Origin of the sequence: Pseudooceanicola pacificus (assembly GCF_009789075.1) — a bacterium.
Classification (GTDB): Bacteria; Pseudomonadota; Alphaproteobacteria; order Rhodobacterales; family Rhodobacteraceae; genus Pseudooceanicola; species Pseudooceanicola pacificus.
The window spans coordinates 163,883-177,009 of the sequence record NZ_WNXQ01000007.1; the positions used below are offsets into that span (position 1 = coordinate 163,883).

Consider the following 13,127-nt stretch of genomic DNA (forward strand, 5'->3'; position numbering starts at 1 on the left):
CCCCCGTCCAGCCGCGTGACGCACCGCTCGCGCTGGCCGCCACATCCAAGGGAAAGCCCGTCGCATGACCCTCGATCCGATCACCCTTTCCGTCATCCAGGCCGGGCTGCAGCAGGTCTGCGACGAGATGGACCTCTCCTTCTCGCGCGCCGCCTTTTCGCCGGTGATCGCCGAGGCCAACGACCGCTCGGACGGGATCTACGCCGCCGAGGACGGCGCGCTGATCGCACAGGGTTCACAGGGGCTGCCGGTCTTTGTCGGCACGATGCAATATTCCACCCGGGTGCTGGTCGAACGGATCCGCGATGGCGTGACGGCGGCCCCGGAACCGGGCGACATCTACATCGTCAACGATCCCTATCTCGGCGGCACGCATCTGATGGACGTGCGCTTTGCCATGCCCTTCTGGCGCGATGGCCGGATCTTCTGCTGGCTGTCCAACACGGGCCACTGGCCCGATACCGGCGGCGCGGTGCCAGGGGGCTTTTCGGCCTCGGCCACCAGCGTCGAACAGGAGGGGCTGCGCCTGCCGCCCGTGCGCCTGTTCAAGCGCGGCCAGCTCGACCACGAGATCTATGCCATCATCTGCTCCAATATCCGGGTGGCCGACCAGCGCATCGGCGACGTGCAGGCCCAGGCGGCGGCGCTCAAGGTGGGCGAGGCACGGCTGGGCGAGTTGATGGACCGCTACGGCGACGACACCGTGCGCGCCGCCATCGCCGAGCTGCGCAGCCGGGCCGCGCAGCAGATGCGCGCCTTTGTCGCCGAGATCCCCGAGGGGCGGCACGAGGCGGTGGCCTGGGTCGACAGCGACGGCGTGACCCCCGAGCCGCTGGAAATCTGCCTGGCGGTGACGCGGCGGGACGGGCGGCTGGTTTTCGACTTCACCGGCTCCTCGGCGCCCTGCACGGGGCCGATGAATTCGGTCCTCGCCACCACGCTGTCCTCGGTCTATCTGGCGATGCGGCACATCTTTCCCGAGGTGCCGATCAGCGCCGGGGCCTTCGAACCGCTGGAGGTGACCGGCGTGGCCGGCACCTTCCTTGATGCGCAATACCCGCGCCCGGTCTCGGGCTGCGCGGCCGAGGTCAGCCAGCGCATCGCCGAGGCGGTCTTTGCCGCCCTGGCCCCCGCCCTGCCCGACCGGGTGACCGCGGCCCCCGCCGGCACCTCGGGCAACTTCGCCCTGGGCGGGCACGACCCGGAGCGCGGGCGGGATTTTGTCATGTACCAGCTTTCGGGCGGCGGCTACGGCGGCAATGCCGATCACGACGGGCTGTCCAACGGCTGTTCCACCATCGGCATCTCCAAGGCCCCGCCGGTGGAAATCATGGAGCAGCAGTTTCCCGTCCTGTACCGCCATTACCGCCTGCACGAGGGATCGGGCGGCGCCGGGCGGCATCGCGGCGGCTTCGGGCTGGATTACGCGGTCGAGCTGCGGCGCGGTGCGGCGCGGGCGAGTTTCGTGATGGATCACGGGCGGTTCGGGCCGCAGGGCGCGCAGGGCGGATCGGACGGGGCGGTGAACCGGGTCGAGGTGATCCGCGACGGCGTGGTGCATGTCCCCCCGCATCTGTCCAAGGAGCAGGACATCGCGCTGGCCCCCGGCGACGTGGTGCATGTGTGCACCCCGGGCGGCGGCGGCTGGGGCGATCCGATGACGCGCGACCCCGCGGCTGTGGCCGAGGACGTGAGGCTGGGCCGCTACACGCCCGCGCAGGCGCTTGGCCTGTTCGGCGTCTCGGTGGACGCTTCGGGCAGGCTCGACGCCACGGCCACCCGCACCGAACGGACCCGCACGCCAGGCTGACAGTTGCCGGGCTTTGGCCCCGGCGCAGGGCACCCTGCGGTCACGGATGGGTCTGAACCTTGCGCCCGCTCGCGCCGGGCTGACAGGTGCCGGGCCTCACCCCCGGCGCAGGGCGCGGGTCGGTCGTTGGCGGGACAGGTCGACACGCACCCCTAGCCCTGGCTGATTGCCGCCACGCCGCGATCCCGGTTCCGGTCACCCGGCTGTCACGTGGGGACTCGGACCGGACCGCCCCATGCGCCCAACTGAAATCTTCCGGGCCTCGGGCCCCCTGCCGGCCCGGGGACGAGGCGCAAAGGCGGCTGCGCGCCACCCCTGTCACACATACATGTCCGTGACGCAGCGGCACGAAACCACCGCGCGGAAAGCAATTCCATTTCCCCAGCACGGGGCATAGCATGGGGCCAGACTGACCGCCCGGACCCCGGTCCGGGCAGACGGAACGGCCAAGGGAGGAACCAAATGGCAGTGCCCCCAATCCTGCAGAACCTGCGGATCCCGCTGATCGGCAGCCCGCTTTTCATCATCTCGAACCCCGATCTGGTGCTGGCCCAGTGCAAGGCCGGAATCGTCGGCGCCTTTCCCGCGCTGAACGCGCGCGAAAAGGAAGGCGAGCCGATCGAGCTGGACCGCTGGCTGACCCATATCAGCGAGGAGCTGGACCGGCACAACCAGTCCAACCCGGACTATCCCGCCGCGCCCTATGCGGTGAACCAGATCGTGCATCGGTCCAACGCCCGGCTGGAACGGGATGTCGAGATCTGCGTCAAGCACAAGGTCCCGGTCTGGATCACCTCGCTGGGCGCGCAGCCCTGGGTCTACGAGGCCGCGCATTCCGTGGGCGCGGTGGTCCTGCATGACATCATCAACGACACCTTCGCCCACAAGGCCATCGAAAAGGGCGCCGACGGGCTGATCGCTGTTGCCGCCGGTGCGGGTGGCCATGCGGGGTCGCAATCCCCGCTGGCCCTGGTGGCCGAGATCCGCGAATGGTTCGACGGTCCGCTCTACCTGTCCGGCGCCATCGCCAGGGGCGACTCGATCCTGGCGGCCCTCGCCATGGGGGCTGACGGCGGTTACGCCGGGTCGGCCTTCATCGCGACGGAAGAGGCCAATGCGGTGCCGGGCTACAAGGAGATGATCGCGGGCTACGGCGCCTCGGACATCGTCTATTCCAACCTGTTCACCGGGGTCTGGGGGAACTATCTCAAGCCCTCCATCGCCAATGCGGGCATGGATCCGGACGCGCTGGAACGCTCGGACCCCTCGGCGATGAACTTCGGCTCGGGCGAAGGGTCCAAGGCCAAGAAGTGGAAAGACATCTGGGGCTCCGGCCAGGGGATCGGCGCGGTCAAGGGCATCGTGCCGACCGCCGAACTGGTCGACCGCCTGGCACGCGAGTTCGACGAGGCACAGGCCCGGCTGGCCGGCCAACTCGGCTGGCAGAGTCACGCGGCCGCGGCGGAATAAGGCCCGGCCCACGCCGCGCCGTCGGGGGCCGCAAGAACCGATTTCGGGCAGCGCGGGTGTCTTGCGACACCACCGGAAGGGCTGCGCTGCCCCCTCCCCGGCCCTTTCGCCCGTTCGGGGAACGCCGGACCGCCCGCGTTGGATCACCGACAGGCGGGGCGTTCGGCAAGCCATGAGCGCCCGGGTTGCCGCCAGCGGTTGTGTCCGGATGTGATGGAACACGCCTGTGACAGCCGCACCGCCTGCGCGCTGCAGACCCTCCGTTGCGGAGACATCTACACTCCCTATATCTGACAGGCCCGCGCATGAACGGGCGAGCGGAGGCGATGGCAATGGGATATTTCAAGACAGCCCTGCTGATGGCGGCGATGACCGCCCTCTTCATGGGGATCGGCTACCTGATGGGTGGCGCGGGCGGCGCGCTGATCGCGCTTGTCGTGGCCGCGGGCATGAACGTCTTCACCTGGTGGAACTCGGACAAGATGGTCCTGCGCATGCACAATGCGCAGCTGCTCGGCCCGCGCGACCGCTTCGGCCTTTATGACATGGTGAGCGAGCTGGCCGCGAACGCCCGGCTGCCCACGCCGGCCGTCTACCTGATCGAGACCGACCAGCCGAACGCCTTTGCCACCGGGCGCAACCCCGGAAATGCCGCCGTGGCGGTGACCTCGGGCCTGCTGCGCACGCTGTCGCGCGAGGAACTGGCGGGCGTGGTCGCGCATGAGCTGGCCCATATCCGAAACCACGACACCGCAATCATGACCGTGACCGCAACCTTTGCCGGTGCGATCTCGATGCTGGCGAACTTCGCCCTGTTCTTTGGCGGCACACGCGAAAGGCTGGGGCTGATCGGCACGCTGGCGATGATGATCCTGGCCCCGATGGCCGCGGCGCTGGTGCAGATGGCGATCTCGCGCACGCGGGAATATGCCGCCGACAAGGCGGGGGCCGAGATCTGCGGCCATCCGCTCTGGCTCGCCTCGGCGCTGGAACGGATCCAGCAGGGCGCGGCGCGTGTCGACAACATGGCGGCGGAACGGCACCCGGCGACGGCGCATATGTTCATCATCAACCCGCTGCACGGGCAGCGGATGGACAACCTCTTTGCCACCCACCCGGCGACCGAAAACCGCGTGGCGGCTCTGCGCGCCATGGCCGGCGCCGATGACCGGGCCCCTGCCCGCCGGGCCCCGCGCAGCGATGCGGGCGCCGCCCCCTGGGGCGGTTCGGCCCCCGCCGCACGCGAGCAACCGAAGCGGCGCGGCAGCGGTCCCTGGGGCTGACCCGGCCCGACGGTCGGCCCGGCCGCGCGCGAACCGGGGCGGCCCCTTTGGCCCGCCCCCCCGCGAAACGCCTCAGTCGAAGCCGTGAAAGGTCGCCATCTCGCCCACGCCCCGGCGGACCGACTTGACCCCGTTGGCCGAAAAACTCTCGTCCGGCCAGCCGAGGGCGACACAGGTCAGGATCACCTGGTCCTCGGGGATGCGGGCATGCTCGCGCACCACCGGCGACTGCATGATGCCCTGCCCGTTGATCACCGCGCCCAGGCCCCGGCTCCAGGCCGCCAGCACCAGGCCATAGGTCACGGCCCCCGCGTCGAAGATCGCCACCGGCCCGTGCTCGTCCAGCGCCTTGTCATAGGTCACCACAACCGAGACCGGCGCGTCGAACTGGCGAAAGCCGCGCATCACCCAGTCCTGCCGCCGCTCGGCATCGTGGCGCTCGATCCCCATGGCCGCGAAGAGCTGCTTGGCGATTTCGACCTGGCGGTCGCGATGCACGCCCTCGTATTTGCCATGCGCCCTGATCTCGCGCGAGGGCGGCACGCCAGCCAGCATCCGCTCGGTATTGCCGGCGCGCACCTTCTCCAGCGGCGCGCCCGTCAGCACATGCAGGTGCCAGGGCTGGGTGTTCATCGAGGACGGCGCGCAATTGGCCAGTTCGATCACCTCTTCCAGCAGCGCCTGGGGCACCGGATCCGGCCTGAACCCGCGGATCGAGCGGCGCTGCCGCATGGTTTCGTCGATTTGCATCTGTGGCTCCCCTTGTGACGGAACCGGGCCGCCAGGGTCCACCCCGGCAGCCCGCCCGAATTTTCGTCGAAAATTCGCCGCCCGGTCAGGCGGCGAGACCCCCGGCCTCGCAGAGGCGATCCATATGGAAATCCCGGTCGCCCCAGGCAATCTCCAGCATGGTCAGCCGCTTGAAGTAATGGCCGATGGCATATTCCATCGTCATCCCGACGCCGCCATGCAGCTGGATCGCCATCTGCCCGACATAGCGCGAGGCGTCGCACATCTTGACCTTGGCGGTCGACAGCGCAAGGTCGCGGGTCGTCACGTCCTCGTCCTCGCACATCAGCGCGGCATACATCGCCATCGACTTGACCTGCTCCTTCTCCACCACCGCCTGGGCCGCGATGTGCTGCAGGGCCTGGAAGGTGCCGATGGGCCGGCCGAACTGCTCGCGCTCCTTGATATAGGCCACGGTCAGGTCGATCGCCTTCTCCATCGCGCCAAGCGCCTCGCCGATGCTGGCGGCCAGCGCCTTGGACTCGGCCATGCCGATCGCGACATCGGCAGGGATCCCGCCGGCCAGCTTCTCGGCCGGGGTCCCGTCGAAGGTCAGCTCCGAGGCGCGCTGTTCGTCCTGGGTGCGGTAGCTGCGCGCCTCCATCCCCCCGGCGCCCTTGCGCACCATGTAAAGGCCGGTCGCGCCCGAGGCATCCAGCGCGGTGACAAAGATCAGATCGGCCTCTTCACCGTAGCTCACCACCGTCTTGGTCCCCGACAGCTTGCCGCCGTTCTCCTGCGTCTGGATGCCCTCGCCCCGGTCGATCATGCCGGTTTCGAGATGCGCCCAGGTCGGCACGATCTCGCCCGCGATCAGCCCCTCGATGACACCGGCCTGCTGCTCGGCCGATCCGGCCTTGAGCAGCGCGGGCGCGATGGCGATGGCTTCCAGCCAGGGCTCCACGGTGATCGCGCTGCCCATGGCCTCGGCCACCAGCATCGTCTCGGCCGCGGTGCCGCCGATGCCGCCCTCTTCCTCGGAAAACGGCAGGGCAAAGAGGCCCATATCGGCATAGCCCTGCCAGATCGCACGGTCGAATCCCGTGGGCATCGCCACGAATTTCTGTCTTTTGTCAAAGGCATAGCGGTCGGCCAGGAAGCGCGAGAGGCTTTCCGACAGCATCCGCTGTTCGTCGTTCAGTTCAAAGTTCATGGTTCAGCCTCACAATCCAAGGATCGCCTTGGAGATGATCCCCTTCTGCACCTGGTCGGACCCGCCGTAGATGCTGGATTTGCGGAAGTTGAAGTAGTTGGGCGCCGCGCGCACCGTCCACTCCGGCCCGACAAGCGCATTGCCGCCCTCGTCGTCGATCCAGGGCGCGGCCTGTTCGCCCGCCGCCTCGACGTAGAGCTCGGTCATGCGCTGCACCATCTGGGCGCCCTTGATCTTGATCACGCTGGTCGCGGGATCGGGCTTGGACTGGTCCGCCCCGGCCTCGATCCCCGAGAGCACGCGCATCACCGTCATCTCCAGCGCCTTCAGCTCGATCTGCGCCTCGACGAACTTGTCGCGGAACCGCGGGTGATCCCAGAGCGGCTTTCCCCGGACGATGCGCTTCTGGGCGATCTCCTTCAGCTCTTTCAGCTTGGCCTGGCTGGCCCCGACGCGCGGCGCGCCCAGGCGTTCGTTGCCCAGCAGGAACTTGGCATAGGTCCAGCCCTTGTTGACCTCGCCCACCATGTTCTCGGCCGGGACCTTGACGTTGTCGAAGAAGACCGAGTTGATCTCATGCCCGCCATCCATCGTCTGGATCGGATGCACGGTGACGCCCGGGCTCTTCATGTCGATCAGCAGGAACGAGATGCCTTCCTGCTTCTTGCCCTCGTTCGAGGTGCGCACCAGCGCGAAGATCCAGTCGGCATGCTGGGCCAGTGTGGTCCAGGTCTTCTGCCCGTTCACGATCCAGTTCTCGCCGTCGAATTCCGCCTTGGTCTTGAGAGAGGCGAGATCCGAGCCCGAGCCGGGTTCCGAAAAGCCCTGGCACCACCAGTCGTCCAGATTGGCGATGCGCGGCAGGAAGCGTTTCTTCTGTTCGTCATTGCCGAACTGGATGATCACCGGGCCGACCATGTTCACGCCGAAGCCCAGCGGATCGGGCGCCGGCGCGCTCTGGTTTTCCTGCTGGAAGATATAGACCTGCGTCACCGACCAGCCCGGCCCGCCCCATTCGGCCGGCCAGCGCGGCGTGGCCCAGCCCTTGGTGTTCAGCATCCGCTGCCACTGGATGGTCATTTCCTTGGTCGGCGGATTGCCGAGCTTCATGTATTCGCGCGTCTCGTCCGGCAGGTTGGCGTCGATGAAATCGCGCACCTCCTGGCGAAAGGCCTCCTCCTCGGGAGTGAATTTCAGGTCCATATGTCCTCCTCCTCGGGCGCGTGCGCCCCCTGGTTCCGGTCAGGCCTCGGCGGCCTGGCGTTTGGTTTTTTCCTCGTCCTTCAACATCTTGCGCGACGCCTTGCCGACCGAGGTGCGGGGCAGCTCGGTGCGGAACTCCAGGTGGCGCGGCACCTCGTGGCGGCCCAGCTTGTCCTGCAGAAAGGCCTGCAGCGCCTCCAGCGTGAAGGGCTCCGCCCCCTGGTTCAGCACCACGAAGGCCTTGGCGCTTTCGCCGCGATAGGCGTCGGGCACGCCGATCACCAGCGCCTCGGCCACGTCGGGGTGCATGTGGATCGCGTTCTCGATGGTCAGCGGATAGACGTTGAACCCGCCCGACAGGATCAGGTCCTTCTTGCGGTCGACGATGTAGAAATACCCGTCCTCGTCCATGTAGCCGATATCGCCGGTCAGCAAGTAGCCGTCGACAAAGGCCTCGCGGGTTTCCTCGGGCTTGTGCCAATAGGCCTCGGTCACGGCGGGGGATTTGAAGATGATCTCGCCGGTCTCGCCCGGGGCCAGGCGGCGGGTGGCGTCCTCGATATCGACAATGGCCATGTCGCAGCCCGGCAGCGGGATGCCGATGGTGCCCAGCTTCTCGTCCGGCATGGTCCGGGGCACCGAGGTGCCGTTGGACGCGGTTTCGGTCATGCCCCAGCCGCCGCGCAGCTTCAGCCCGGTCAGCTGGCGGATGCGGTTGTAGACCTCGACCGGCAGCGGCGCCCCGCCCGAGCCGATGTATTCCAGGCTCGACAGGTCGCGCTTGTCGATATCGGGCAGCTGCATGATCGCGATCCAGGTCGTCGGCACCCCGCCACACGAGGCGATGCGGTGCTTTTCGATATCGTCCACCACCGAGGCCGCGTCGAAGCGCAGGCGCAGGTGCATCTGCCCGCCCTCCATCGTCCGTTTCAGCATCGCCGAGGTCAGCCCCATGATGTGAAACAGCGGCGCGTAGAGCATCCCGGGCTTGCCGGGGCCGGAATTCTCCTCGACCGCGCTGAGGTGGTTGTAGGTCTGCACCGATGCCGAAAGGTTGCCATGCGTCAGCACCGCCGCCTTGGGCGTGCCCGTGGTGCCGCCGGTGAACTGCAGCAGCGCGACCTCGTCCAGCGCCATCACGGGCGGGTCATAGGGCGCGCCCTCATGGCCCGCCATCAGTTCCTCGACCGCATGCATGCCGGGGGGAACCGGGCAGTCGCGGCCCCGGGCCGACACCGGATCGGGACACAGGTAGACCGGCGGAAAATCGGGCTGCTGCACCAGGTTGCGGAACTGGCCCGAAAATTCCGGCGTGGTGAGCGAGATCACCATCTTGGCATCGACGTCATGCACCTTGTGCGCGATCTCGGCCTCGGCATCCAGCGGCGACAGATGCGTCACCGCCGCGCCCGCCGTCATCACGCCGAAGAAGAAGATCGGATGCCAGGGCGCGTTCGGCAGGTGCAGCGCCACCCGGTCGCCGCGTTTGATCCCCGCTGCCGTGAGCCCCGCCGCCACCTGCGCCGCCAGCGCGCGCATCTGCCCATAGGTGAAGGACTTGCCGTAATATTCGAAATGGGTCAGATCGGCGAAACGCTCGAACGACCGCTTGAGCATGGTGTTCAGGCAGACCTTCTCGGGCACGAAGAAGGGGTCGACCCCCTCGTTGTAATGCTGGGCCCAAAGGGGCACGTCACGCTGCATCATGTCCTCCCATGTTCTGTGTCCGGCGCGGCCCGGTTGCCCGGACCTCTCCTCGCGCCGCGCGGCCCCGGGGCCGCATTCTCCCTGCCCCGAGCGTAGAGCATCGCACGCGCCCCGGTCAGCCGAAATTCGAAACCACGGATGTGGGCGAATGCCCCGCCGGCGGGCAGAGGCAAGCACCGGGCCGGCCTCGGCAGGTGGCTGTCATTGGCGCTCTGCGGCGTGACCGGGGCGTTCGGCACGTCTATGCTCCTCCTGTCGGCGCAACCGACCTTTCCGCGTTGCGGAAAACTGTTCTGCGTCATACACAGGCTAGAAAGGACCGGCGGCAGCGTCAATATCTATTGACCGGGCGGTCAACAAGTTGAACCATGTGACGAATATGTGGAGGAGCCATGCTCGATCGAAGGTGCGACAGCGTCGAAAAGGCGCTTGAGGGAATCAAGGACGGATCACGGATCATGGTGTCCGGTTTCGGCGAGGCCGGCCGGCCGAACATGCTGATCAAGGGCCTGATCGACTCGGGTGTGAAGGACATCGAACTGGTGTCGAACAATGCCGGCGCGGGCTACGAGGGGCTGGCCATGCTCTTCCGCCACAAGATGGTGCGCAAGCTCTACTGCTCGTTCCCGCGCGGCTCGATGGGCGCCGAGGTCAAGAAATGGGTCGAGGAAGGCGGGCTTGAAATCGAGGTCATGCCCCAGGGCACCCTGGCCGAGCGCATCCGCGCCGCCGGCTGCGGCATCCCGGCCTTCTACACGCCCACGGCCTATGGCACCAAGCTGGCCGAGGGCAAGGAAACCCGCATGTTCGACGGCGTCGGCCATGTGCTGGAAACCGCGCTGAAGGCCGACGTGGCGCTGGTCAAGGCCTACAAGGCCGACCGCTGGGGCAACCTGACCTACCTGAACCTCGCCCGCAATTTCGCGCCCCTGATGGCGATGGCCGCCACGACATCCATCGTCGAGGCCGACGAGATCGTCGAACTGGGCGCGCTGGAACCGAACATCATCGTCACCCCGGGCATCTGCGTGGATCGCCTGGTCACATCCCGCCGCATCGCGGAAAACGAATGGGGGACTGCAGCATGACACCGCTTACCCGTGAAGGCATCGCCGCGCGCCTGGCGCAGGATATCTCGGACGGCTGGCACGTGAACCTCGGCATCGGCATGCCGGAACAGGTCGCCAACTACCTCCCCGAAGGGCGCGACATCCTGCTGCATTCGGAAAACGGCATCCTGGGCATGGGCCCCACCCCGCCCGAGGGGCAGGAGGACGAGACCCTGGTGAACGCCGGCAAGAAGCCGATCACCATGCTGCCGGGCGCCTCGATCTTCGACCATGCCCTCAGCTTCGGGCTGGTGCGCGGCGGGCATCTGCAGCTCTGCGTCCTGGGCGCCTATCAGGTGGCCGAGAACGGCGATATCGCCAACTGGTCGCGTGAGGACAACGATCCCATCGCCTCGGTCGGCGGCGCGATGGATCTGGCGGTCGGCGCGCAGCGCATCTGGGTGACGATGCAGCACAACGACAAATCGGGCGCGCCCCGGATCCTGGAACACTGCACCTATCCCCTGACCGGCGTCGGCTGCGTCAAGCGCATCTACACCGACCTGGCCGTGATCGACGTCACGCCCGAGGGCTTTCTGGTGACCGAGATCATCGACGGCATGACCCCCAAGGAACTGCAGGACCGCTCGGGTGCAAGGCTGCGCTTTGCCGATGGCGTGGGCAAGCTGCTCGACCAGACCCGGGCCGCCTGATCCGGCACTGAGCGACCACGACGCGCGCGCCACCCCGGCGCGCGTGTTTCCATGTGAGAGGAGCACGGATGACCGACGACACCGCCATCGAACCGCAGGAGCACGCCGGCATGTACAAGCTGGGCGGGTTCAACCAGATGCTGGGGTTCCGCTTCATCGAACGCGGCGACGGCTGGCTGAAGGGAGAGCTGGAGCTGGGCCCGCAGCATTACAACAAGGCCGAGTTCACCCACGGCGGGGTCTATGCGGCGGTGCTCGACAGCGCCTCGACCGGCGCGGGGCTCTATTGCCCCTATCCCGGACGGCTCCGCAAATGCGCGACGCTCTCGCTCACGGTGAACTACGTGGGCATGTCGCGCACCGGCAAGCTGCATGTCGCGGCCAAGGTCACCTCGGGCGGGCGCAAGATCTTCTCGGCCGAGGCCGAGGTGCGCGACGACGAGGGCAAGCTCTGCGCCCATTCCATCGGGACCTTCAAATACCTCCGTGGCAGCGACGACCCCAAGGGCGTACCCGCTGGCGAGTGAGCCCAGGACATCCAGAATGCGATATTTTTGGAAATAATCCGGCGCATTTTGCAGGGATAGTTTCACAATAGGAACAATTCCGGCTTTCGGACCGATCGCCGCGCGCCCCGGGCGCACACTCCGGAACCCCGCCCCGCAACGGTCATCCACCAGACCCGCGCCGCCTCTGAACTAGGGCCCCGGTGCCGCCCCCCGGCCCGCCCGCTGTGGCCGCCGGGGCGGCCCCCCTCAACCACCCGCACCTTCCCGCTCAGAATCATCGCATACCCAAGGAATTGCGGCTTGAAAGGTCAGGCGGCGAGGACTACCTTGCGCCCTCAAATCTCTCAACCATCGAAGGAACGACAAACTGGCTCGCAGACCCCACAACGCTCCGCCGACACGCGACACCGGGCCCCGCATCAACGACAAGATCCGCGCTCCTGAAATCCGCCTGATCGGCGCCGAGGGAGAGAACGTCGGAGTGGTTACCCCCTCCCGCGCCATGCAACTGGCCGAAGACGCCGGGCTGGACCTTGTCGAGATCTCCCCGAACGCGACGCCGCCGGTCTGCAAGATCATGGATTTCGGCAAGTTCAAATACGAACAGCAGAAGCGCGAGTCCGAGGCCCGCAAGAAGCAGAAGATCATCGAGGTGAAGGAGGTGAAGTTCCGCCCCAACACCGATGTGCACGACTATGAGGTCAAGATGCGCAACGTGGTCCGCTTCCTCGAGAACGGCGACAAGGTCAAGGTGACCCTGCGCTTCCGCGGCCGCGAGATGGCCCACCAGAACCTGGGCCGCGAGCTGCTGGAACGCGTGGCCGAGGACGTGAAGGAAATCGGCAAGGTCGAGAACATGCCGAAGATGGAAGGCCGCCAGATGGTCATGATGATCGGCCCGACCAAGTAACGGCACCGCCATCGCGACGAACAGGGCCCGGCGCATTCCGCGACCGGGCCTTTTCATTGTCCGATAGTCGAAACCGCAAGGCGCGGGATCAGCGGATGACGATCTCGTCCGTGCGCAGCAGGCCCAGAACGTCGCGCGCCTGCTGGTCCAGCAGGTCCAGGTCCAGGTATTCGTCCGACAGGCGGCGGGTCAGGTTTTCCATATGCGCGACCTCGGCGTTCAACTCGTCCCGCTGGGCGGTCAGCACGTCCTTCTCGGCCAGGATCTCGGCCCGGCGGAACAGCCCGTAATCCCCCTGCACGGCGGCAAAGGTGAAATAGAGCCCGAGGCTCAGCGCCACGGCAAAGAATACGAGAACCCCGACGGCGGGACGTTTGCTGATGGTCATGCTCTGCCTCTCGTGCCGCCTCTGACGGGCGGCCTGCTCGCAACAGTATGACACAGCTGATTCGCGATGTGAATCGCCTTTTTTCCTTGGCCCGATCACGTTTTCCGCAAGCACTGGCCCGGCCTCCCGATCCCTGTCATCCT

The 13,127-nt window shown here is 67.2% G+C and carries 12 protein-coding genes; 7 read left to right on the forward strand and 5 right to left on the reverse strand.

Annotation, left to right across the window (positions count from 1 at the left end; all coding sequences use genetic code 11):
• The first annotated feature begins 64 nt into the window (after nt 1-64).
• The 3 genes from GLS40_RS13155 (at nt 65) to htpX (ending at nt 4,563) form a co-directional block, all read left to right on the forward strand.
• On the forward strand, nt 65-1,810 hold the full coding sequence (locus GLS40_RS13155) for a hydantoinase B/oxoprolinase family protein (RefSeq protein WP_160383188.1): 1,746 nt from the start codon (nt 65-67) through the stop codon (nt 1,808-1,810).
• 462 nt (nt 1,811-2,272) lie between these two features.
• Entirely contained in the window at nt 2,273-3,280 is a 1,008-nt protein-coding gene (locus tag GLS40_RS13160) for an NAD(P)H-dependent flavin oxidoreductase (protein WP_160383189.1), read from the forward strand.
• Nucleotides 3,281-3,612: 332 nt separating this feature from the next.
• Entirely contained in the window at nt 3,613-4,563 is a 951-nt protein-coding gene (gene htpX, locus GLS40_RS13165) for a zinc metalloprotease HtpX (protein ID WP_160383190.1), read from the forward strand.
• Nucleotides 4,564-4,635: 72 nt separating this feature from the next.
• Here htpX and GLS40_RS13170 read toward each other — a convergent pair whose 3' ends face one another.
• The 4 genes from GLS40_RS13170 to GLS40_RS13185 form a co-directional block, all read right to left on the reverse strand.
• Nucleotides 4,636-5,313, reverse strand: a complete 678-nt coding sequence (locus GLS40_RS13170; RefSeq protein ID WP_160383191.1) for a nitroreductase — start codon at nt 5,311-5,313, stop codon at nt 4,636-4,638.
• 85 nt (nt 5,314-5,398) lie between these two features.
• Nucleotides 5,399-6,505, reverse strand: a complete 1,107-nt coding sequence (locus GLS40_RS13175) for an acyl-CoA dehydrogenase family protein (protein ID WP_160383192.1) — start codon at nt 6,503-6,505, stop codon at nt 5,399-5,401.
• 9 nt (nt 6,506-6,514) lie between these two features.
• Nucleotides 6,515-7,708: an acyl-CoA dehydrogenase family protein gene (locus tag GLS40_RS13180; protein WP_160383193.1), complete on the reverse strand. Its 1,194-nt coding sequence runs from the start codon at nt 7,706-7,708 to the stop codon at nt 6,515-6,517.
• A gap of 39 nt (nt 7,709-7,747) precedes the next feature.
• A complete protein-coding gene (locus GLS40_RS13185; protein WP_160383194.1) occupies nt 7,748-9,412 on the reverse strand; it encodes an AMP-binding protein in 1,665 nt (554 codons plus the stop codon).
• 395 nt (nt 9,413-9,807) lie between these two features.
• Between GLS40_RS13185 and GLS40_RS13190 the strand changes: the two genes are divergently transcribed.
• The 4 genes from GLS40_RS13190 (at nt 9,808) to infC (ending at nt 12,596) form a co-directional block, all read left to right on the forward strand.
• The gene (locus GLS40_RS13190; RefSeq protein ID WP_160383195.1) at nt 9,808-10,503 is read left to right on the forward strand and encodes a 3-oxoacid CoA-transferase subunit A; all 696 of its coding nucleotides are present in this window, start codon (nt 9,808-9,810) and stop codon (nt 10,501-10,503) included.
• Nucleotides 10,500-11,177 carry a 3-oxoacid CoA-transferase subunit B gene (locus tag GLS40_RS13195; RefSeq protein ID WP_160383196.1) on the forward strand — a complete coding sequence of 226 codons (678 nt, stop codon included), beginning with the start codon at nt 10,500-10,502 and terminating at the stop codon, nt 11,175-11,177. The genes GLS40_RS13190 and GLS40_RS13195 overlap by 4 nt, the downstream gene beginning before the upstream one ends.
• A gap of 68 nt (nt 11,178-11,245) precedes the next feature.
• Complete coding sequence (locus GLS40_RS13200) at nt 11,246-11,704, forward strand: PaaI family thioesterase (protein WP_160383197.1); 459 nt, start codon at nt 11,246-11,248, stop codon at nt 11,702-11,704.
• A gap of 400 nt (nt 11,705-12,104) precedes the next feature.
• Nucleotides 12,105-12,596, forward strand: coding sequence for a translation initiation factor IF-3 (gene infC, locus GLS40_RS13205; RefSeq protein WP_328598904.1), 492 nt, complete (start codon nt 12,105-12,107; stop codon nt 12,594-12,596).
• Nucleotides 12,597-12,684: 88 nt separating this feature from the next.
• On the opposite strand, the gene GLS40_RS13210 is transcribed toward infC, so the two are convergent.
• Nucleotides 12,685-12,984, reverse strand: a complete 300-nt coding sequence (locus GLS40_RS13210; protein ID WP_160383198.1) for an FtsB family cell division protein — start codon at nt 12,982-12,984, stop codon at nt 12,685-12,687.
• Nucleotides 12,985-13,127 lie beyond the last annotated feature (143 nt).

Coding starts and splice junctions, on each gene's coding strand:
- GLS40_RS13155 (WP_160383188.1), top strand. CDS start 65: ATGACCCTCGATCCGATCACCCTTTCCGTCATCCAGGCCGGGCTGCAG.
- GLS40_RS13160 (WP_160383189.1), top strand. CDS start 2,273: ATGGCAGTGCCCCCAATCCTGCAGAACCTGCGGATCCCGCTGATCGGC.
- htpX (WP_160383190.1), top strand. CDS start 3,613: ATGGGATATTTCAAGACAGCCCTGCTGATGGCGGCGATGACCGCCCTC.
- GLS40_RS13170 (WP_160383191.1), bottom strand. CDS start 5,313: ATGCAAATCGACGAAACCATGCGGCAGCGCCGCTCGATCCGCGGGTTC.
- GLS40_RS13175 (WP_160383192.1), bottom strand. CDS start 6,505: ATGAACTTTGAACTGAACGACGAACAGCGGATGCTGTCGGAAAGCCTC.
- GLS40_RS13180 (WP_160383193.1), bottom strand. CDS start 7,708: ATGGACCTGAAATTCACTCCCGAGGAGGAGGCCTTTCGCCAGGAGGTG.
- GLS40_RS13185 (WP_160383194.1), bottom strand. CDS start 9,412: ATGCAGCGTGACGTGCCCCTTTGGGCCCAGCATTACAACGAGGGGGTC.
- GLS40_RS13190 (WP_160383195.1), top strand. CDS start 9,808: ATGCTCGATCGAAGGTGCGACAGCGTCGAAAAGGCGCTTGAGGGAATC.
- GLS40_RS13195 (WP_160383196.1), top strand. CDS start 10,500: ATGACACCGCTTACCCGTGAAGGCATCGCCGCGCGCCTGGCGCAGGAT.
- GLS40_RS13200 (WP_160383197.1), top strand. CDS start 11,246: ATGACCGACGACACCGCCATCGAACCGCAGGAGCACGCCGGCATGTAC.
- GLS40_RS13210 (WP_160383198.1), bottom strand. CDS start 12,984: ATGACCATCAGCAAACGTCCCGCCGTCGGGGTTCTCGTATTCTTTGCC.